We start from the raw sequence: 17,787 nt of genomic DNA on the forward strand, positions 1-17,787 counted from the left end.
GGCCGCCCCCGTGCACGCCGGGCCTCACTCAAGACAGCAGGAGCAAGTGGTGATCGAAGAGACCCTCCTCGAGGCCGAGGAAAAGATGGAGAAGGCCGTCGTGGTCGCCAAGGAGGACTTCGCCGCGATTCGCACCGGTCGTGCGCACCCGGCGATGTTCAACAAGATCGTGGCCGACTACTACGGCGCACTGACGCCGATCAACCAGCTGGCCTCGTTCTCGGTGCCCGAGCCGCGGATGGCCGTGGTGACCCCGTTCGACAAGAGCGCGCTGCGCAACATCGAGCAGGCGATCCGGGACTCCGACCTGGGCGTCAACCCGAGCAACGACGGCAACATCATTCGTGTGACGTTCCCCGAGCTCACGGAGGAGCGCCGCCGCGACTACATCAAGGTCGCCAAGAGCAAGGCGGAGGACAGCAAGGTGTCCATCCGTTCCGTCCGTCGCAAGGCCAAGGAAGCCATCGACAAGGCGATCAAGGACGGCGACATCGGCGAGGACGAGGGTCGTCGCGGCGAGAAGGAACTGGACGACACCACCTCCAAGTACGTGGCCCAGGTGGACGAGCTGCTCAAGCACAAGGAAGCCGAGCTGCTCGAAGTCTGAGCGAGCGCGGAAGATCGAGGTTCGAGGAATCCGTGAACGACTCTTCCTGGGGGGCGCCGACCGGGCCCGGACACTGGGGGCCCGCCGACCAAGGGCCCGCATACGGTCAGGGGCCCGCTCAAGGCCAGGACCCGGCCTACGGGCAGGGTCCGGCCTACGGTCAGGCGCCTTCGTACGGTCAGGGACCCGCCTACGGGCAAGGGCCCTCGTACGACCAGGGGCGCGCCCCGGCGGGTCCCGCGTACGAACGGCACGCGGTTGAGGAGACTCGGCCCATGCCCATCGTGCCCGATATGCCCGACGTGCCCGCCGGTGGCGGTGACGCAGACCAGGATGGCGACCAGGGGGCCGCTCGGCTGAGCGGCCCCTTGTTCCGCGACGAGACGCCCGCACGGGCGCCGCAGACTCCGCAGGAGCCCATGCCCACCGCAGCACCGCAGCCGCCGTCGCAGCCTCAGGCGGAGCCGGCTCCGAAGCAGAAGAAGAGCGCGGGCCGGGACCTGGGGGCGGCCATAGGGGTCGGTGTCGGGCTCGGTGCGGTGATCATCGCGTCGCTCTTCATCGTCAAGGCCGTGTTCATCGGCGTGATAGCTGTCGCCGTCGTGGTGGGTCTGTGGGAGCTGACTTCGCGGCTCGAGGAGCGCAAGGGCATCAAGGCGCCGCTCGTGCCGCTGGCCGTGGGTGGCGCCGCGATGGTCGTCGCCGGATACGTCCGGGGCGCCGAGGGTGCCTGGGTGGCGATGGCGCTGACCGCGCTCGCCGTCCTGGTGTGGCGCATGACGGAACCGCCCGAGGGTTACCTCAAGGACGTCACGGCGGGTGTCTTCGCGGCCTTCTACGTCCCGTTCCTCGCGACGTTCGTGGCGTTGATGCTCACGGCGGACGACGGTGCCTGGCGCGTCCTGACGTTCCTGATCCTGACCGTGGTCAGCGACACCGGGGCGTACGCCATCGGCTGGCGCTTCGGCAAGCACAAGCTGGCGCCGCGCATCAGCCCCGGAAAGACCCGCGAGGGACTGTTCGGCGCGGTGTCGTTCGCGATGGTGGCGGGCGTGCTGTGCATGCAGTTCCTGATCGATGACGGGACCTGGTGGCAGGGCCTGATCATCGGCGCCTGCGTCGCCGCGAGCGCGACCCTCGGCGACCTCGGTGAGTCCATGATCAAGCGGGACCTCGGCATCAAGGACATGGGCACGCTGCTGCCGGGTCACGGCGGCATCATGGACCGCCTCGACTCGCTGCTGCCGACGGCGCCGGTGGTGTGGTTGCTGCTGGTGTTGTTCGTCGGGGCCGGCTGAACCGCGGCGGCCTTCTCCGTAGCCTTGCCGAGCTTTACGGGCCTTCGTCCTTTGGGCGGGGGCCCGTTCGCTTAGGGTCCCTGTCATGGGGGAGCGAGCTCGGATCGAGAAGGACGGCACGTACACCGGTGACCTGCCGTGCAAGTGGTGCCAGGTACTCATCGACCAGGGCGGGCGGCGCCGGGTGCGGCGGTACTGTCGCGGCACGCACCGTTGGAAGCAGTACGGGGCGAACGTGGTGGCCGTGGTCGCCGGCATCCTCAGCTGAGGGTCAGCGGCGGGCCTCCTGGGCCGTCGCCCGCCGAACCGAGTAGCCCCAGTGCGTGAGCGACCGGACTACGGTCTCGGAGCCGATGGGGTTGGCGCTGTGCACGAAGACTGTGCCGATCCGGAAGGGCCGCTCGTTGAACGCGGCTTCTTCCATAAGGGTCACCACGGGCAGGATGCTGTCGTCGCCGCCGAGGTCGTGGTCGAGCCAGAGTTCGTCGATGAAGCTGTCGCGATGCTCTTGCAGGAGCTTGATTCCTTCCCCGCTGCTGCGCGCGATTCGTGTGGTCCAGGGCAGCGGTCGGAGGTCGTCTATGCCGAGGATGACGGGCGCTCGCGTCGGCGGGTCTTCTGTCACCCGACCATTGTGGCGGCAGGTTTCCTCGGGGACCGGTCACGTCCGTGGATCACTTCACATCGCCGCCGGGAAAACCCGTGACCGACAGCAAGAACATCACCCCCCGTGGGCCAGGGCGGCGGGCAGCGTAGGAAGCAGTCGCGCGCCGAGTGACAGAACGACGCACCGCAACCTCGACCGCCAGCTCGCGGCCGACAAGAAGGCGGAGCTGCTGCCCAAGACGCGCGAGAAGACGGGCGTGGCTGAGACGGGCGCAGGCGAGGCCACTGGGCAGGCGGGGGGACGACACCGCTGCGAACTGACGCGTCACTGGCGCCGCCGCTGAGGCCGCCAGTGACAGGGGGCAACGGGGACGACTCCAGGGCATGCCCGTTCGTCTGCGACACTGGTACAGCCATGCCTAAGCCCGGAGAACTGGCAGTGATCCGGCACCAAAAAGGCCCCCGGCCTGCGCGTTTGGCGCGGATCAGGGGCCTGTTTTGGCTTATGGGGCCGTCTCTGGGCCGTCAGGCTCGGGAGGCGGTGGCAGGAACACCCGGTCCACGGCGTTCCTGGTCCGCTCCTGGCTCGACGGCATCAGGTGGGCGTACACCCGCAGCGTCAGCGCCGGGTCGGTGTGTCCGAGGTACTGGCTTACGGCCTTGATGCTCTCCCCGGCGTCCAGGAGGACGGACGCGTAGAAGTGCCTCAACGCGTGCATGCCGTGCTCGCGTGCCGACTCGTACTTGCCGTCGGGCCCGGCGTGCGGGATGAGGCCAGCGAGCGCGAGAGCGGGCTTCCAGTCCTGCACGTTGAAGTTGCTGCGCCACACGATCCCGCCCGCGGAGTTCGTGAACAGGAGACGGGCCGTCACTTTCGGGCCGTCCGGCTTCCGCCACGGAAGCGTGATCTCAACCGGCTTGAAGGTGTCCATGTGGATGCGCAGCGCCTCAGCGACGTACGAAGGCAGCGGGACGTCTCGCTCCTTGCCGCACTTCGGCGGGGCGAACACGGCCTTGCCCCGGATGAGCTTCACCTGACGGACCACGCGAAGGGTGCCGCCCTCGAAGTCGATCGCTTCTTCAGCAAGCCCGACGATCTCGCCCTGGCGGAGGCCGCACCCGGCGCCCGTGTCCACCATGGTCCGGTAGCGCTGGGGGAGCGCTGCGCGAACGGCCTGCACCTGCGTGGGCAGCCATGGAACGACGCGCCGTCGCTCAGCAGTCGGCGGGCGGACGGACTTCGCAGAGCACGGGTTCCGGGAGAGGAGACCGTCGTCCACGGCTGCGCTCAGCACGGCACGAACGTCGCCGTAGATGTTGCGCGCGTAGGCGCCGCTCACTGCCGGGTTGGCCTCCAGGGCGCTGGTGAGCTGGCGGATGTGCTCGGGGCGGAACGAGTCCAGCGGGCGTGTCCCGATCACCGGGAACGCGTGCAGTCGAAGCCGCTGCTCCGTGACGATCTGGCTCGACACGTCAGCGGTATGCGCCGTGAGCCACTTCTCGGCGTACTTCTTGAAGGTGATCCGAGCGGCGCGAGGATCGACGTAGTTGCCACGCGACATGTCCGAAGCAATGTCGATCAGCCATTGCTCCGCGAGCCGCTTCTGCCGGTCCGGAAAGCTCTTGGACTTCTCGGATCCGTCCGGCCCGATGTAGCGGGCGCGATAGCGGAGACCGACGCCGTAGCGGTCGCTCTTGACCTTGACGGGCTTGCCGTCCGGGCCGGGCTCGACCTTGAACCAGCGGTCTTGGATGTGTCCGGCCATCAGGCGGCGGCTCCTTCCATGAGGGAACCGACCCAGGCGCGGACGTCGGCGGGGTCGAAACGAAGGTGCCGGCCGACGCGGAATCCCTTCGGACCCGTGCGCTTGCGCCGCCACTGGTAGACGGTCTCGACCGAGACGCCCAGGAGTTCGGCGACGTCAACAGGGGTCATGTAGCGGTCGGGCAAGGCGTGCTGCATCGTCACCACTCCTTCTCGTCTGCCAGGTCTGCAAGTGCCTCGCGTGCTGTCTCGCGGTTCAGTTGGAGGTCACGCCGGATGTTGGAGGCGAGCCAGGACTCACCCGGGGTGTGGCCATGTCCGGCGTAGGCCCAGTGGGCGAGCGTGAGCGTGGTCTCCTCGGGGATCTCGTCCGGGTCGGGCAAGCCGAGGGCTGCGCGGTGCTGGGCGGCGCGGTAGTCGGCGCGGACTTGGCGGAGGGCGCCGAGGGTGGTGGAGAAGCGGCGGGACTTGGTGGAGAAGTGGCCGCGGAAGCCGAGCATGTGGGCCCAGTCGCGGAGCTTGCGGTCCGGGTAGGAGGCGTGCAGGTCGAGACAGGCCTCGATCAGGCGGCGTGGGTGGTCGGGCACGTCGAGGAGGACCAAGGCCTCCTTGTTGCCGATGCGGCGGTCGACGGTGCCGGTGGTCTCGGCGGCTTTAGTGGCGTACTTGGCCACGTAGGAGGCGACGGCCTGTTCGGTGATTTCGGAGCCGTCGCCGAAGGCTTTGATGGGCTGGACGTCGAGCCGGTCGCCCCAGCCGAAGACGCGGGCGGGGTGGTCGCCGGAGGCGTCCAAGTCGACGCGGACGCGAGCAGCTGCAGCGCGGATCGCGTCGGTCAGGAGCGAGAGCGTGGCCCAGTGCGGGGGAGGGGAGTCGGGACCGTCCGGGCCGTCGAAGCGGATCACGGCGTGAAAGTGGATCGCGCCACGCTTCTGGTACTCGGCGACCTTGCCGAAGGAGAGCCGGGACTGTTCCTTTGCCGCCTTCTGGGTGAGTCCGGCGCGGGCGGCGATCTCGCGGCGGAGGTAGATCGTGAAGTAGCGCCACAGGTCGGAGGCGTGGTTGTTCCAGAGCACCGAGCCCGCGTAGTCGTAGGTGTCCGGGTCGAGGGGCGTGCCCAACTCGGCTGCGTCTTCCAGGTGCCGGATGCCGCAGCGGCACGGGCGGGTGCCGGGCCGGTTGTGCACGGGGCCGAAGCTCGGGGCGGTGAGCGTGGCGAAGACGCGGGGGTGCTCGCGCAGGGTGCGTGGGGTGCCCTTGTCGGGGTCGCCGACGAGTCCGGCGCGGATCAGGTGGTAGGTGTCGCCCGCGTAGGTCCAGGCGCAGGACGGGCAGCGCGAGGCACGGCGGTTGCCGCAGGCGACCCGGAGCCGTCCGCCGGGCTCGGTGTCGGTCGAGTAGCTGTAGAGGACCTGGCCGGTGGTGCGGTCGCGGGTGACGGTGGCGCCCTGGAGGTGGATGGGGTCGGTGCAGCCGCCGGTCCGGCGGATCTGGTCTTGGATGCGGTCGAAGCCCGGGGACCCGGCGACCCTCAGCACGTCGGCGAGGGTGGCCGGGTCCAGGCCCGCCATGGCGGCGGAGTCGGTCATCGGCAGGTCACCGGCCCGCGCGTGCGAGGGCGGCGCGGGTGGTGTGGCCGTGGCCGTTGCAGGTGCGGCAGGTGGCGGTGAGGATCTGGCGGGAGCCGTCGCGGTTGCGGAGGCCGGTGGTGATCGCGACGGCGGGGAAGCCGTCGCAGTCGGCGCAGATGCGTGCGCGGGCAGGGGTGGGCTGGGCCATGATGGATGTTCCTTCCGGATCTGTTGGTTCGGGCAGGAGTCACGGCTCCGGAGCGGACGAAACTTGGCGGTAGAGGCCGCTCCGGGGCCGGTCAGCGGTTCTTGATCTCGCTGTTGATGAGCGAGCGGACGACGAGCGCGACGAGCGCGAGCGACCCGGCGGTGATGGCGACCGCGAGGAGCATGGAGACCAGCACGGTGCCGACAACGAGCACGGCCGCAGTGCCGCCGCCGACGAGCAGCGCGATCGAGCCGGGGGTGAGTTGCACGGTGGGCCGGTTGGTCGCGGCCGGGGCAGGGTGCTGGCAGGAGCAGGCGGCCGGGGCGTGCTGGTGACCGTCCACGGCCGTGGTGCCGAGCGGGATGATCTGGCCGGTGGGCTGGTCGTTGACCGGGATCTTCGGGGTGAACACGGGCGGTACTCCCTTCCGGGGCAGGTCAGTTGATGAGGGAGCCGACGGCGGGGCCGAGGAAGCTGTCGGCGATCAGGTAGCCGCCGAGCAGGAGCAGGACCACAAGCCAGATCGGCGGGCGGGTGAGCTTGATCCCGAGCCATCCGACGACGATCAGAGCGAGCCAGAGCGGGACGTCCACGGCGGTCTCCTAGGCGGTGCAGCGGTGGGTACGGGCGGCGAGTTCGGCGGCGGAGCGGTTGTCGTACTCCGTGGAGAAGTCACAGCGGGGCGCGGTGCAGGCGGCGGCGTGGCGCTCGCGGCCGCGCCCGTCGAAGAAGGTGGCGACCTGGACGGGGCCGATCTTCTGTACGTTGCGGAAGCGCCGGTATGCGGTCATATCGGGACGTCCTTTCTGGTCAGGCAAGTTGGAGGTGGGCGGCGATCGATTCGACGACCGGCGCGGGAAGCCCGAGCTGGGCTCGCAGGTTGGCGACCGGGAGCGGACTGCCGGTGGTCGCGCGGTGGTGGTCGGCGAGCTTGCGGGCGTGGTCCAGGAGTGCCGGCGGAACGCTCGCCGGGAGGGGCGCGGGCTCCTGGGCCGGTTCGGCAGCCGGGAGTTCCTGGGCGGCCGGTTCGGGGAGTTCGGGTGTGCTGTCGGTGCGGTGCAGGTCGACCGCGGGCACCTCTTCGGTCGGCTCCGGCGCGGCAGGCACTGGGGCCGGGGTGGTCTCGGTCGGGGTGTGGACCAGGAGCGTGCCGCCGAGGAAGGCGAGCGCGGGCCATCCGGCGACGACGATCCGCAGCCAGGCCGGGACGTTGGCCAGGTCGAGGAGTCCGGCGGTGGCGATGTTCGCGCCGAGTGAGGCGAACAGGGCGATCACGAACCAGGCCCAGGCGGCGCGGTCGCGGCGGCTTGTGCGCAGGCGGCGCCAGGCCGCGACGAGGAGCAGGTCGACGCTGATCGGGTAGGCCCAGGCCTTCCAGCCGGACTGTCCGGCGGCGTCGGCCAGGTCGTGCAGGTGGGAGAAGGACAGGGCTCCGGCGATCACGGCTTGGATGAGTACGGCGTCCAGGCGGATCGAGCGGTTCACCGTCATCACCTCCTAGCAGGGGTGGGGCCGAGCGGGGCGGGGAGCAGTGCTCCGGCCGCCCGGCTTCGGCGGATTCAGGCATGGGTGGGGTAGGGACCTGGCGCGAGGCGGTCGCGCCGACCGGAGAGCGGGGAGTGTCAGGGGAACGCGGGTGCCGTCGTCGGCATGGGCGGGATCGTCGGCGCCGGGACCGAAACGGCCGGCCGGAAGGGCGCCAGGGCCGGAAGGTCCGGGATCAGGTGGGCGAACTCGCGGCAAGCGGCCACGGTTTCGTCGACCGAGGTGTACGGGGTTCGGATGCGACCCCAGCCGCCGGAGGCGTCGGCGGCAACGGCCTGCCCGGGCCGGTCGGCGGGGATCGTGCACGCGGCCGGGACGGACTCCGGGGCCACGTCGTTCAGACCCATCTCTGCCGTCTGCTTGTCGTTGACGCGGTGCACCACGCGGCCGGTGAGCTGGGCCCGGAGCATGGTGGCACCCTTGCCGAGTTCGGAGCCGAAGCGCTGCCCGCAGATCTCCAGGTAGATGCCGACCGCGCGGGAGAGCTGGGCAAGGCGGATCAGGCCGGTGACGATGCGCTCGCGGCGTTCCTCGTCCTTCTTGGAGGATGTCAGGAAGAGTTCCGCGATCTCGTCGACCAGGACCACGACCGGCGCCGGGCGCAGTTCCTCGGGCAGTTCCCACAGGTCTGAGACGCCGTGCTTGGCCAGCAGGTCGAAGCGGTCTTCCATCTCCGCCACCAGCACGTCGACCAGCGAAGCGGCGTCGTCGGGGTTGGTCGCCAGCGCGGACAGGCGGGGGGCGTAGCGGGACTGCTCGACCCCGCGCTTGCAGTCCATCCCGACCAGGGCGACGGGCAGTTGAGCGAGGCCCTTGATCAGGTTGCGCTGGTACATGGACTTCCCCGACTGGTTCGCGCCGAGGGTCAGCGCGTGCGGGATCTCGCGGTAGTCCCGCACATACGCCGTACCGTCGTCCCGGAGCGCGACTGGCACCACCAGATCGAGCGGGGCCGTCTTCTTCGGCATCTGTACCCGGTGCAGCAGGTCGTGCCCGGTCATCCGCAGTTCGACATAGCCCGGCTTCTTGGCGATCACGTGGACCGAGTGGACGCCCCAGGCGTGCCGCAGTCGCTCGGAGGCGGCGGCCAGGTCGGCGGGCTCCAGACCGGCGGGAAGCCGCAGCGTGACCCGAAGCCCAGTCGACGTGCCCCGCACGCGGCGGATCTTGGGAGCCACCGGCCGAACCTCGTGGCGGGCGACCCGGCGGGACATGAACGCCCGCAGTCCCGACGGCTGCACGGTCAGCCCGCACACATCCATCGTGTTCCGGTAGGAGAAAGCGAACCGGCCCCAGGTCATCGGAAGGCCCACGGCCGCCCAGTAGAGGCGCGGAGCCTTGTACTTGGCGTAGGTGACGCCTCCGGCGCCCGCTATGGCGCCCGACGCCTCGAACCACACGGCCAGGTCAGCCACGGCTCAGACCCCCGACGTGATCGCGATCGCGCGGAACGAGATGCCGTGCCGCTTCTCGCCGTTGAAGGTGTTCTCCCAGTCGCGGGCCTTGAGCCCGGTAACCCGGACCGGCGTGCCCGGCGCGAGGCCCTCGGGGATGCCCGTCTCCGGCACGGTCACCTGGTAGAGGTTGCCCTCTCCCTCGTCCGAGACCAGCAGGCCCACCGTCGACAGCGCCACGCTCGGGTTGTCCCGGTCCATGGCCCGCTCACCGGTCTTCTTGTTGATGAGCTTCGGCTCCGGCGCGGTCGCCACGAACACAACAGCGGTCTGAAGGTCGATCTTGAAGGACGGCATTGCGTCTCCTCTATACGAGCTTTTCTCCTGCACTCATGTACAGGAGTTATGAGTAGAAGAGTGCCCAACTCATGTACATGAGTCAAGCAAGCAGGGTTGCCGCGCTTGGAGTTGGCCGAAATATGGTTCGGCTGTCAGTCCCGCGCGGCGAAGCGATAGTCCAAAACGAACTGGTCAGCGGCCATGATCGTGTCGCAGACCTCCACTACCCGATCTCCGTCCGTGATCGCGTTCCGGACAAGGTGAATCACGGGTGCTCCCGGGCTCAGAGCCAAGGCGGAGCCCTCGGCCTTCGTCGCGAGGCGAGCGCTGACGGTCTCGACGAACTCGGCAAGCAGGTGGCCGTGCTCCTCCAGCCGGGCGTAGATGCCGCCGCCTCCGGGGTTGTCGGCGAACATCTCGGGGATGTCCTTCACCACGTCCCACGGCAGGTAGGAGGTCGCTTCTTCGGTAGGAACGCCATCCCGGAAGTAACGACGCTTGCGGGCGAGGACCTTCGAGCCCGCCGGCACTTCGAGCCGCTCAGCGATTTCCGCCGGTGCATCAACCGGCCCGACGAACAACACGTTCACCGACGGCACTCCGCCCGACCGCTCCGCCTCGGCGAGATAAGCAGCCTTCCCGGCCTTCCGGTGGGCCCTACGGAAGCGATCGGAAGACTTCCGCTGCACTGGCGGGCGCGAGCGCACGAAGGAACCGCGCCCGTGGTGGGTCTCGATCAACTGAGTAGCGCGGAGCTCGGCCACGGCCTTGCGCACGGTGCCGGACGCGACTCCGTATCGAGCCATCAAGTCCGATTCGCTAGGCACAGGAGACCCAGGTTCAAGCGTGCCCGCTTGGATCTGAGCGGCCAGGTCGTCCGCAATCTGTAGGTACTTCGCCTTCGCTGAAGACGCCACGCTGTCACTCGCCATAGTCCTACAGTCTCTCCTATTCTCCTGTACATGAGTAACAGCGACCGCCAGAAGCCGTCAACGCCTCTCCACTCTGTATCCGTGGCGGGGGTTGTTGTGCGCGAGGACGGGCGCGTGCTGGTGATCCGTCGTGCCGACAACGGGCGGTGGGAGCCGCCGGGTGGGGTGTTGGAGCGGGACGAGGCCATCGAGGATGGGGTGTGCCGCGAGGTCTACGAAGAGACCGGGATCAAGGTGCGCGTCGATCGGCTCACGGGCGTGTACAAGAACATGACGATCGGGGTCGTCGCCATGGTCTTCCGGTGCCGTCCGGACGGTGGGCACGAACAGCTCTCTGACGAATCGACCGCAGTGACCTGGCTTGCCCCGGACGAAGCCATGGCCGCGATGAGCGAGGCCTACAGCGTCCGCATCGCAGATGCTCTCACCGACGACACGGCTCCCCACATCCGAACCCATGACGGACGCAACCTCACCGACCAGTCAGGCAACTAGTCCAACTGCCCGGAGCCGGAGAGCTGTTACAAGTTTCTCTACCTCATCAAGCACCCGGCTGCGCTCCGCTCCGCCGGGCGGGCTTCCCGGCTCCGCTCGGGGCGCCGCTCCTGCCTTCGGCCCGCTCCGCCCCGGCTGCGCCGACGCCCGCCCACAGTGGATAGGCCCGGAGGACATGAGTCGAGCACCCGACACGCTCGCGGCCCATGGTCACAGACGATGCCTCCGGCGGGGGATCGGCCGGCACCGGGTGGGAGGGGGCGCCGTTCTCGGCCGCGGGCACATCGTGGCGAGCGTGGTGGGCTCCCATCCCGTCCACCGTCGACCCAGGCGGAGCCGAGCAGACGCGGCCCATGGCGTCCAGGTCGTTCGTACAGTGGCGCGCTCCACCTGGACGCCATGAACCACGCCCGCTCCACAGACGTGTGGGTCGACGGCGGACGGGATGGGAGCCTCTGAGGTGAGGAGTGTGGCTAAGGCGGATGGGCGCGCGTCGCCGCATTGTGTAAAAACTTGGCAATGCCCTAGTAATGAATTCACCAGGACGCCTTCACGCGATGGCCGGGCGGGCTACGCTCCGTGACCGAAGGTCAGCATAGCGACGGAGCGTAGCCCGCCCGGCCATCGCGTGAACCAGGCGCTGTTACGCTCCGTGAAAAATTCAGAGTCCGGCTAAGAGTGGCCAGGTCAGGCGGCTGCGAGCCTGCGACGGGTCGCGTCACCGAAGTATCGCGAGTGCGTTTTGCGGAGGCTGGCCAATGAGATGCCCGTTAGGACGACGATCTCTGTGTCGTCGTGGCCGCGAAGCTCTCGCTCAAGCTGGAAGCGCGCCCGAAGTGCGTCGCGACCCTCGGAAGAAGCAAACTCTCGCCGCACATCCGTTTCGCCGGTGTGGCGGTTGTACACGAGGAGGAAGTGCTTCAGTGCCGTCATGTTGAGAGCCTTCCCTTGATCTCTTCCGTGTACCCCAGGACCTCGTGCAACTTGGCGAGTAGTGGTTGCTGGGCGTTCATCGTAGCGTCTCGATCGCTCTTGGAGCCCTCTTCCGCGTACGCCATACACTCCAGCTCGTACAGTCTAGCTGAGATGGCTTCCATCGATTCGATGACATCTGCCACAGCCTGTCCGCCAGACTCCGGTGGTTCGCCGTAACGGATGCCGCGGCCGAAGATGTCGGCGATGCGCTCGAAGACGTTGGCCCAAAGGTCCTGCCCCATCGTGCGCAACTGCACCTCAACATAACGGCCGTCGAGCGAGACGATCACATGGACGGCTCGATACCCGACCACCGGTTCAATGCGTCGGTCCTTCGTTGAGCAGCTGTGTCCTTGCCTCTCGAAGCGGTCGATGATCCAGTCTCGAAGTTGATCTTGTTCTTCGAGTGTGACCGCTCCAGACACTCGAATGCCGGCGATGTCCTGGATGCGCGCCAGATTTGTACTCGCGCCCTTCTCCTTGGCGCGCTGCAACTTCTGGACGAGAGTGTCCGTCGTCTTGAGCCGGTGCGTGACGCCTAGAGGCCACTCAAGGGTGTCGCAGAGTTCGTCCACTACGCCACGAGCAGCAGACAGCAGCTCGTCGTAGTCGACGAGCCAGTCCTCTAGGAGCGTGAGCGCCTCCTCTGAGGCCTGGCCTGGCACCTCAAGCCGCTTCCCCAGCTTCTGCACCGCCGACTTCGACATTTGCATCGCATCAAGATAGTTGGGAGCAATCATTTTGGTGGCACAGAAACAGAGACAGCCTTGGGACGGGGTTTCTGTGAGTCGATGCAGCGGCAGCTAGCTGGGCCGTCCCTGGGCCGTCCAAGGCCGCTCAACAGCGACCAACGGCGACCGCCAGTGACAGGGGTCCTGCGCGACGACCCCAGGTCACGCCCGTTCGTCTGCGACACTGGTACAGCCATGCCTAAGCCCGGAGAACTTACTTTCGTTGCCCCCCGCGGAGCCAAGAAGCCGCCGCGGCACCTTGCTGATCTTTCGCCTGCTGAGCGGAAGGAAGCCGTTGCCGCGATCGGTGAGAAGCCGTTTCGCGCCAAGCAGCTGTCGCAGCACTACTTCGCGCGGTACGCGCACGACCCCGCGGAGTGGACCGACATTCCCGCCGGGTCGCGCGAGAAGCTGCGGGAGGCGCTGCTTCCCGAGCTGATGACCGTCGTGCGGCATCTGTCGACCGACCAGGACACCACCCGGAAGACCCTGTGGCGTCTGTTCGACGGGACGCTCGTCGAGTCGGTGCTCATGCGGTACCCGGACCGGGTGACGATGTGCATCTCGTCGCAGGCCGGGTGCGGGATGAACTGTCCGTTCTGTGCCACCGGGCAGGCCGGTCTCGACCGGAACCTGTCGACCGGTGAGATCGTGCACCAGATCGTGGACGGGATGCGCGCCCTGCGGGACGGCGAGATCCCCGGCGGGCCCGCGCGGCTCAGCAACATCGTGTTCATGGGGATGGGCGAGCCGCTCGCCAACTACAAGCGGGTCGTGCAGTCCATCCGCGCGCTCACCGACCCCGAGCCGGACGGGCTCGGGCTCAGCCAGCGCGGTATCACCGTGTCGACGGTCGGGCTGGTGCCCGCCATCAACCGGTTCGCCGACGAGGGCTTCAAGTGCCGCCTCGCCATCTCGCTGCACGCCCCCGACGACGAGCTGCGCGACACCCTCGTACCGGTCAACACGCGGTGGAAGGTGCGGGAGGTGCTCGACGCCGGGTGGGAGTACGCCGCCAAGTCCGGGCGCCGGCTGTCCATCGAGTACGCGCTCATCCGCGACATCAACGACCAGGCCTGGCGCGGTGACCGGCTCGGGCGGTTGCTCCGCGGCAAGCCCGTGCACGTGAACCTGATCCCGTTGAACCCGACCCCCGGGTCGAAGTGGACCGCCTCGCGGCCCGAGGACGAGAAGGCGTTCGTCGAGGCCATCGCCGCGCACGGCGTGCCGGTGACCGTCCGGGACACCCGTGGGCAGGAGATCGACGGGGCCTGTGGACAGCTCGCCGCCACCGAGCGGTAGCCTGGCCATCGTCATCACATCTGCATATTCCGACAGGGGAGCGCCACAGCGCTGAGAGTGCGGTAGCGACCGCAGACCCTCTGAACCTTGCCCAGGTCATTCTGGGTAGGAAGTTCGGACACCACTCAAGCTGTTGCGCCCTGCCCGAAGACCGTTCGCGGACTTCGGGCAGGGCCGCGTCTCTTCCTGGTCATGCCCAGGAGGAATTCAAGTGAGCAAGAACGTGAGCCGTAAGGCGTACGTCGCCGTGGCCGCTGGTCTCGGACTCGTCGCACTGTCCGCGTGCGGGTCGTCCGACGACTCGGGGAACGCGGCCGCGGACTCCCGGACCGTCACCCTCGTCAGCCATGACTCGTGGGCGGTCTCGAAGAACGTCCTGAAGGACTTCGAGAAGCGGTCCGGGTACCAGGTCAAGGTGCTCAAGGACGGCGACGCCGGCGAGGCCGTCAACAAGGCCGTGCTGTCCAAGGGCAACCCGCAGGGCGACGTCTTCTTCGGCGTCGACAACACCCTGCTCTCGCGGGCGCTCGACAACGGGATCTTCACCTCGTACAAGGCCAAGGGCCTCGACCGGGTGAAGAGCGAGTACCAGCTCGATGCCGCGAAGAACCGGGTCACGCCCATCGACACCGGTTCCCTCTGCGTCAACTACGACAAGAAGTACTTCGCCGAGCACGACCTGACGCCGCCCGCCTCCTTCGCCGATCTGGCCGAGCCGGCGTACAAGAACCTGCTCGTCACCGAGAACGCGTCCACGTCCTCGCCCGGCCTCGGCTTCCTGCTCGGCAGCGTCGCGAAGTACGGCGACGACGGGTGGCAGGGCTACTGGAAGAAGCTCAAGGCCAACGGCGTGAAGGTCGTCGACGGCTGGGACCAGGCCTACAACGAGGAGTTCAGCGGCAGCGCCGGCGGCAAGAAGGCGGGTGGCGAGCGGCCGCTCGTCGTCTCGTACGCCTCCTCGCCGCCCGCCGAGGCCATCTACTCCGACCCGCAGCCCAAGACGTCGCCCGTCGGCGTCGCGACCGGCACGTGCTTCCGGCAGATCGAGTTCGCGGGCCTGCTCGACGGGGCGAAGAACACCGAGGGCGGCCAGGCACTCCTCGACTTCCTGATCTCCAAGGAGTTCCAGGAGGACATGCCGCTCAACATGTTCGTCGACCCGGTGACGCAGAACGCCACCGCGCCCGCCGACTACACCAAGTACGCCGTCAAGGTCGACGACCCCGAGACCATGAGCCCGCGCACGATCGCGGACCACCGTGACGACTGGGTGAAGTCGTGGACCTCGCTCGTTCTCAAGTAGTCACCAAGGCGCGTACGGGGAGCGCGGCCCGGCTCGGCCTGATGGTCCTGCCCGTCGCGTTCTTCGGTGTCTTCTTCGCGTACCCCGTCGCCGCGATCGTCGAGCGCGGGCTGCACGTCGACGGCGCCTGGGAGTTCGGGCGGATCCTGGACGTCCTCGGGCAGTCGGACATCCGGCACGTGCTGTGGTTCACGGTGTGGCAGGCGCTCGCGTCGACCGCGCTCACGCTGCTGATCGCGCTGCCGGGGGCGTACGTCTTCGCCCGGTTCGACTTTCCGGGCAAGCAGGTGCTGCGGGCCGTCGTGACCGTGCCGTTCGTGCTGCCGACCGTCGTGGTCGGCACGGCGTTCCTGGCCATGCTCGGGAACGGCGGCCTGCTCGACGAACTGTGGGGCGTGCGCCTGGACACCACGGTCTGGGCGATCCTGCTCGCGCACGTCTTCTTCAACTACGCGGTCGTCGTACGGACCGTGGGCGGGCTGTGGTCGCAGCTCGACCCCCGGCAGGAGGAGGCCGCGCGGATGCTCGGCGCTTCCCGCTTCGCCGCCTGGCGGACGGTGACGCTGCCCGCGCTCGGCCCGGCCGTCGCCGCCGCCGCGCTCATGGTGTTCCTCTTCACGTTCACGTCGTTCGGCGTCGTGCAGATCCTCGGCGGGCCCGGCTTCTCGACCCTGGAGGTCGAGATCTACCGGCAGACCGCGCAGATCTTCGATCTGTCGACCGCCGCTGTGCTGACCATCGTGCAGTTCCTCGCCGTGGGCCTGATCCTCGCCGTGCACGCCTGGACCGTGCGGCGCAGGGAGAGCGCGCTGCGGCTGGTCGACGCCGCGCACACCGCCCGACGCCCGCGCGGAGCCGGTCAATGGGCCCTGCTCGGCGGGGTGCTGGCGAGCGTCGCGCTGCTGATCGTGCTGCCCCTCGGCGTGCTCGTGGAGCGCTCGCTCGACGCCCCGGGCGGGTACGGGTTCGCCTACTACCGGGCGCTGACCTCGGCCGACGGCGGCACCTTCCTCGTACCGCCGATCGACGCGGTCGGGAACTCCCTGGAGTACGCGCTCGCCGCCACCGCCCTCGCGCTGCTGATCGGCGGCCTCGCCGCCGCCGCCCTCACCCGGCGGGCGGGGCGGCTCGTGCGCGGTTTCGACGCGCTGCTGATGCTGCCGCTCGGGGTGTCCGCGGTGACCGTCGGGTTCGGGTTCCTGATCACCCTCGACGAGCCGCCGCTCGATCTGCGGGCCTCGTGGATCCTGGTGCCGCTCGCGCAGGCGCTGGTGGGCGTGTCCTTCGTCGTACGGACCATGCTGCCCGTCCTGCGCGCCGTCGACGGACGCCTGCGCGAGGCCGCCGCCGTGCTCGGGGCGTCTCCGCCGCGGGCCTGGCGGGAGGTCGATCTGCCGCTGGTGCGCCGGGCACTGCTGGTCGCGGCCGGGTTCGCCTTCGCCGTGTCGCTCGGCGAGTTCGGGGCGACCGTGTTCATCGCGCGGCCCGACAACCCGACCCTTCCGGTCGCCGTGGCGCGGCTGCTCGGACGGGCCGGTGACCTCAACTACGGGCAGGCGATGGCCCTCTCGACCGTCCTCATGGTCGTGTGCGCGGCGTCGCTGCTGGTACTGGAACGGATTCGGCCCGCGCGGGCCACGACCGGGGAGTTCTGATGGCGACGCCCATGCTCGCACTCGACGACGCGACCGTACGGTTCGGTGGCCGCGCCGTGCTCGACGCCGTGGACCTGGAGGTCGCCGAGCACGAGATCGTGTGCGTCCTCGGCCCCAGCGGCAGCGGCAAGTCCACCCTGCTGCGGGCCGTCGCCGGACTCCAGGGGCTGGACGGCGGGCGGGTGGTCCTCGACGGCCGCGACCAGGCGCGGGTGCCCGCGCACAAGCGGGGCGTGGGCCTGATGTTCCAGGACCATCAGCTGTTCCCGCAGCGGGACGTGGGCGGGAACGTCGCGTTCGGGCTGCGCATGCACGGCGCCTCACGGGCCGAACAGGCGGTGCGCGTAGGGGAGTTGCTCAGCCTCGTCGGGCTTCCCGGCGCCGAGCGGCGGGCTGTCGCCGCGCTCTCCGGCGGGGAGCAGCAGCGCGTCGCGCTCGCCCGCGCGCTCGCGCCGCGGCCCCGGCTGCTGATGCTGGACGAGCCGCTCGGGCAGCTCGACCGGTCGCTGCGTGAGCGTCTCGTCGTGGAACTGCGGGAGCTCTTCGGCGAGTTGGGCACGACCGTCCTCGCCGTCACGCACGATCAGGGCGAGGCTTTCGCGCTCGCCGACCGGGTCGTCGTCATGCGTGACGGCCGCATCGCCCAGTCCGGCACCCCTCTTGAGGTCTGGCAGCACCCTGCGGACGCGTTCGTGGCCCGGTTCCTCGGGTTCGACAACGTCGTGGAGGCGACGGTCACCGGGGCTGTCGCCTCCACGCCCTGGGGCAAGGTGCCGGTGCCGGCCGGGTCGCCGCAGGGGCCGGGCGAGATCCTCGTACGGCCCGCGGGCGTACGGCTCGTCGATGCCGCCGACGCCCAGGTGACCTGCACGGTCGCCGCCCGCACGTTCCGCGGGACGCACGTGGCGCTCCAGTTGCAGCCGCGTGACGCGCCCCGCCTCGAAGCGGCGTGCGCGCTGCGGGACGCGCCGGAGCCGGGCGCCGAGGTCGGCGTCGCCTTCGACGCGGCGGAGATCGTGGTCCTGGAAAGGGCGGGCCGCACCGTACGGTGCGGCCCGCCC

Annotated in this window: 21 protein-coding genes and 1 pseudogene; 8 read left to right on the forward strand and 14 right to left on the reverse strand. The window is 69.1% G+C overall.

The features are described 5' to 3' along the window. Positions 1–49: 49 nt before the first annotated feature. The 3 genes from frr (at position 50) to V2W30_RS28745 (ending at position 2,173) form a co-directional block, all read left to right on the forward strand. Positions 50–607 carry a ribosome recycling factor gene (gene frr / locus V2W30_RS28735; RefSeq protein ID WP_164303158.1) on the forward strand — a complete coding sequence of 186 codons (558 nt, stop codon included), beginning with the start codon at positions 50–52 and terminating at the stop codon, positions 605–607. A gap of 32 nt (positions 608–639) precedes the next feature. Then, positions 640–1,905 (forward strand): phosphatidate cytidylyltransferase, encoded by a 1,266-nt coding sequence (locus V2W30_RS28740; protein WP_338701018.1) that lies wholly within the window; start codon positions 640–642, stop codon positions 1,903–1,905. 85 nt (positions 1,906–1,990) lie between these two features. Next, complete coding sequence (locus V2W30_RS28745; protein WP_338701019.1) at positions 1,991–2,173, forward strand: hypothetical protein; 183 nt, start codon at positions 1,991–1,993, stop codon at positions 2,171–2,173. Positions 2,174–2,176: 3 nt separating this feature from the next. Here the strand turns inward: V2W30_RS28745 and V2W30_RS28750 are convergent, their stop codons facing one another. From V2W30_RS28750 to V2W30_RS28810, 12 genes are all read right to left on the reverse strand, one after another. Then, positions 2,177–2,530, reverse strand: coding sequence for a cyclic-phosphate processing receiver domain-containing protein (locus tag V2W30_RS28750; protein WP_338701020.1), 354 nt, complete (start codon positions 2,528–2,530; stop codon positions 2,177–2,179). 484 nt (positions 2,531–3,014) lie between these two features. Further along, a complete protein-coding gene (locus V2W30_RS28760; protein WP_338701021.1) occupies positions 3,015–4,277 on the reverse strand; it encodes a site-specific integrase in 1,263 nt (420 codons plus the stop codon). Beyond that, complete coding sequence (locus V2W30_RS28765; protein WP_338701022.1) at positions 4,277–4,474, reverse strand: helix-turn-helix transcriptional regulator; 198 nt, start codon at positions 4,472–4,474, stop codon at positions 4,277–4,279. The genes V2W30_RS28760 and V2W30_RS28765 overlap by 1 nt, the downstream gene beginning before the upstream one ends. Positions 4,475–4,476: 2 nt before the next feature. After that, the gene (gene repSA / locus V2W30_RS28770; protein ID WP_338701023.1) at positions 4,477–5,865 is read right to left on the reverse strand and encodes a replication initiator protein RepSA; all 1,389 of its coding nucleotides are present in this window, start codon (positions 5,863–5,865) and stop codon (positions 4,477–4,479) included. A gap of 7 nt (positions 5,866–5,872) precedes the next feature. Continuing rightward, positions 5,873–6,055: a hypothetical protein gene (locus V2W30_RS28775; protein WP_338701025.1), complete on the reverse strand. Its 183-nt coding sequence runs from the start codon at positions 6,053–6,055 to the stop codon at positions 5,873–5,875. Between the two features lie 91 nt (positions 6,056–6,146). Next, positions 6,147–6,467: a SpdD-like protein gene (locus tag V2W30_RS28780; RefSeq protein ID WP_338701027.1), complete on the reverse strand. Its 321-nt coding sequence runs from the start codon at positions 6,465–6,467 to the stop codon at positions 6,147–6,149. Between the two features lie 25 nt (positions 6,468–6,492). After that, the gene (locus V2W30_RS28785) at positions 6,493–6,648 is read right to left on the reverse strand and encodes a hypothetical protein (RefSeq protein ID WP_338701029.1); all 156 of its coding nucleotides are present in this window, start codon (positions 6,646–6,648) and stop codon (positions 6,493–6,495) included. Positions 6,649–6,657: 9 nt separating this feature from the next. Beyond that, positions 6,658–6,846 (reverse strand): mobile element transfer protein, encoded by a 189-nt coding sequence (locus V2W30_RS28790; protein ID WP_338701031.1) that lies wholly within the window; start codon positions 6,844–6,846, stop codon positions 6,658–6,660. Positions 6,847–6,865: 19 nt separating this feature from the next. Next, a complete protein-coding gene (locus V2W30_RS28795) occupies positions 6,866–7,540 on the reverse strand; it encodes a DUF2637 domain-containing protein (protein ID WP_338701033.1) in 675 nt (224 codons plus the stop codon). A 137-nt stretch (positions 7,541–7,677) separates the two neighbouring features. Next, the gene (locus tag V2W30_RS28800) at positions 7,678–9,015 is read right to left on the reverse strand and encodes an FtsK/SpoIIIE domain-containing protein (protein WP_338701035.1); all 1,338 of its coding nucleotides are present in this window, start codon (positions 9,013–9,015) and stop codon (positions 7,678–7,680) included. A gap of 3 nt (positions 9,016–9,018) precedes the next feature. Next, positions 9,019–9,351 (reverse strand): hypothetical protein, encoded by a 333-nt coding sequence (locus tag V2W30_RS28805; RefSeq protein ID WP_338701037.1) that lies wholly within the window; start codon positions 9,349–9,351, stop codon positions 9,019–9,021. Between the two features lie 134 nt (positions 9,352–9,485). Beyond that, positions 9,486–10,265: a GntR family transcriptional regulator gene (locus V2W30_RS28810; protein WP_338701039.1), complete on the reverse strand. Its 780-nt coding sequence runs from the start codon at positions 10,263–10,265 to the stop codon at positions 9,486–9,488. Between the two features lie 18 nt (positions 10,266–10,283). On the opposite strand from V2W30_RS28810, the gene V2W30_RS28815 reads away from it, so the two are divergent. Beyond that, positions 10,284–10,760: an NUDIX hydrolase gene (locus tag V2W30_RS28815; RefSeq protein WP_338703799.1), complete on the forward strand. Its 477-nt coding sequence runs from the start codon at positions 10,284–10,286 to the stop codon at positions 10,758–10,760. A 687-nt stretch (positions 10,761–11,447) separates the two neighbouring features. On the opposite strand, the gene V2W30_RS28820 is transcribed toward V2W30_RS28815, so the two are convergent. Both V2W30_RS28820 and V2W30_RS28825 read right to left on the reverse strand, forming a co-directional pair. Then, positions 11,448–11,693 (reverse strand): hypothetical protein, encoded by a 246-nt coding sequence (locus tag V2W30_RS28820; protein WP_338701040.1) that lies wholly within the window; start codon positions 11,691–11,693, stop codon positions 11,448–11,450. Then, on the reverse strand, positions 11,690–12,442 hold the full coding sequence (locus tag V2W30_RS28825; protein WP_338701041.1) for a RelA/SpoT domain-containing protein: 753 nt from the start codon (positions 12,440–12,442) through the stop codon (positions 11,690–11,692). The genes V2W30_RS28820 and V2W30_RS28825 overlap by 4 nt, the downstream gene beginning before the upstream one ends. Before the next feature lie 219 nt (positions 12,443–12,661). Between V2W30_RS28825 and rlmN the strand changes: the two genes are divergently transcribed. The 4 genes and pseudogenes from rlmN to V2W30_RS28845 all read left to right on the forward strand — a co-directional run. Further along, a complete protein-coding gene (gene rlmN / locus V2W30_RS28830) occupies positions 12,662–13,768 on the forward strand; it encodes a 23S rRNA (adenine(2503)-C(2))-methyltransferase RlmN (RefSeq protein ID WP_338701042.1) in 1,107 nt (368 codons plus the stop codon). 223 nt (positions 13,769–13,991) lie between these two features. Then, a complete protein-coding gene (locus V2W30_RS28835; RefSeq protein WP_338703801.1) occupies positions 13,992–15,071 on the forward strand; it encodes a thiamine ABC transporter substrate-binding protein in 1,080 nt (359 codons plus the stop codon). Beyond that, positions 15,047–16,726 carry an iron ABC transporter permease gene (locus V2W30_RS28840; protein WP_338701043.1) on the forward strand — a complete coding sequence of 560 codons (1,680 nt, stop codon included), beginning with the start codon at positions 15,047–15,049 and terminating at the stop codon, positions 16,724–16,726. Before V2W30_RS28835 ends, V2W30_RS28840 begins: the two co-directional genes overlap by 25 nt. Further along, positions 16,726–17,751: pseudogene (locus tag V2W30_RS28845) on the forward strand (ABC transporter ATP-binding protein); the annotation flags it as partial. The gene V2W30_RS28840 and the pseudogene V2W30_RS28845, both read left to right, overlap by 1 nt. Between the last annotated feature and the right edge of the window lie 36 nt (positions 17,752–17,787).

The sequence above is a fragment of the Streptomyces sp. Q6 genome (assembly GCF_036967205.1).
GTDB classification, from domain to species: domain Bacteria; phylum Actinomycetota; class Actinomycetes; order Streptomycetales; family Streptomycetaceae; genus Streptomyces; species Streptomyces citrinus.

Bases quoted from the DNA above. Each gene is read 5' to 3' on its own strand.
- V2W30_RS28810 (WP_338701039.1), bottom strand. From the start codon at position 10,265: ATGGCGAGTGACAGCGTGGCGTCTTCAGCGAAGGCGAAGTACCTACAG.
- V2W30_RS28790 (WP_338701031.1), bottom strand. From the start codon at position 6,846: ATGACCGCATACCGGCGCTTCCGCAACGTACAGAAGATCGGCCCCGTC.
- V2W30_RS28745 (WP_338701019.1), top strand. From the start codon at position 1,991: ATGGGGGAGCGAGCTCGGATCGAGAAGGACGGCACGTACACCGGTGAC.
- V2W30_RS28820 (WP_338701040.1), bottom strand. From the start codon at position 11,693: ATGACGGCACTGAAGCACTTCCTCCTCGTGTACAACCGCCACACCGGC.
- repSA (WP_338701023.1), bottom strand. From the start codon at position 5,865: ATGACCGACTCCGCCGCCATGGCGGGCCTGGACCCGGCCACCCTCGCC.
- V2W30_RS28805 (WP_338701037.1), bottom strand. From the start codon at position 9,351: ATGCCGTCCTTCAAGATCGACCTTCAGACCGCTGTTGTGTTCGTGGCG.
- rlmN (WP_338701042.1), top strand. From the start codon at position 12,662: ATGCCTAAGCCCGGAGAACTTACTTTCGTTGCCCCCCGCGGAGCCAAG.
- V2W30_RS28775 (WP_338701025.1), bottom strand. From the start codon at position 6,055: ATGGCCCAGCCCACCCCTGCCCGCGCACGCATCTGCGCCGACTGCGAC.
- V2W30_RS28825 (WP_338701041.1), bottom strand. From the start codon at position 12,442: ATGTCGAAGTCGGCGGTGCAGAAGCTGGGGAAGCGGCTTGAGGTGCCA.
- V2W30_RS28765 (WP_338701022.1), bottom strand. From the start codon at position 4,474: ATGCAGCACGCCTTGCCCGACCGCTACATGACCCCTGTTGACGTCGCC.
- V2W30_RS28760 (WP_338701021.1), bottom strand. From the start codon at position 4,277: ATGGCCGGACACATCCAAGACCGCTGGTTCAAGGTCGAGCCCGGCCCG.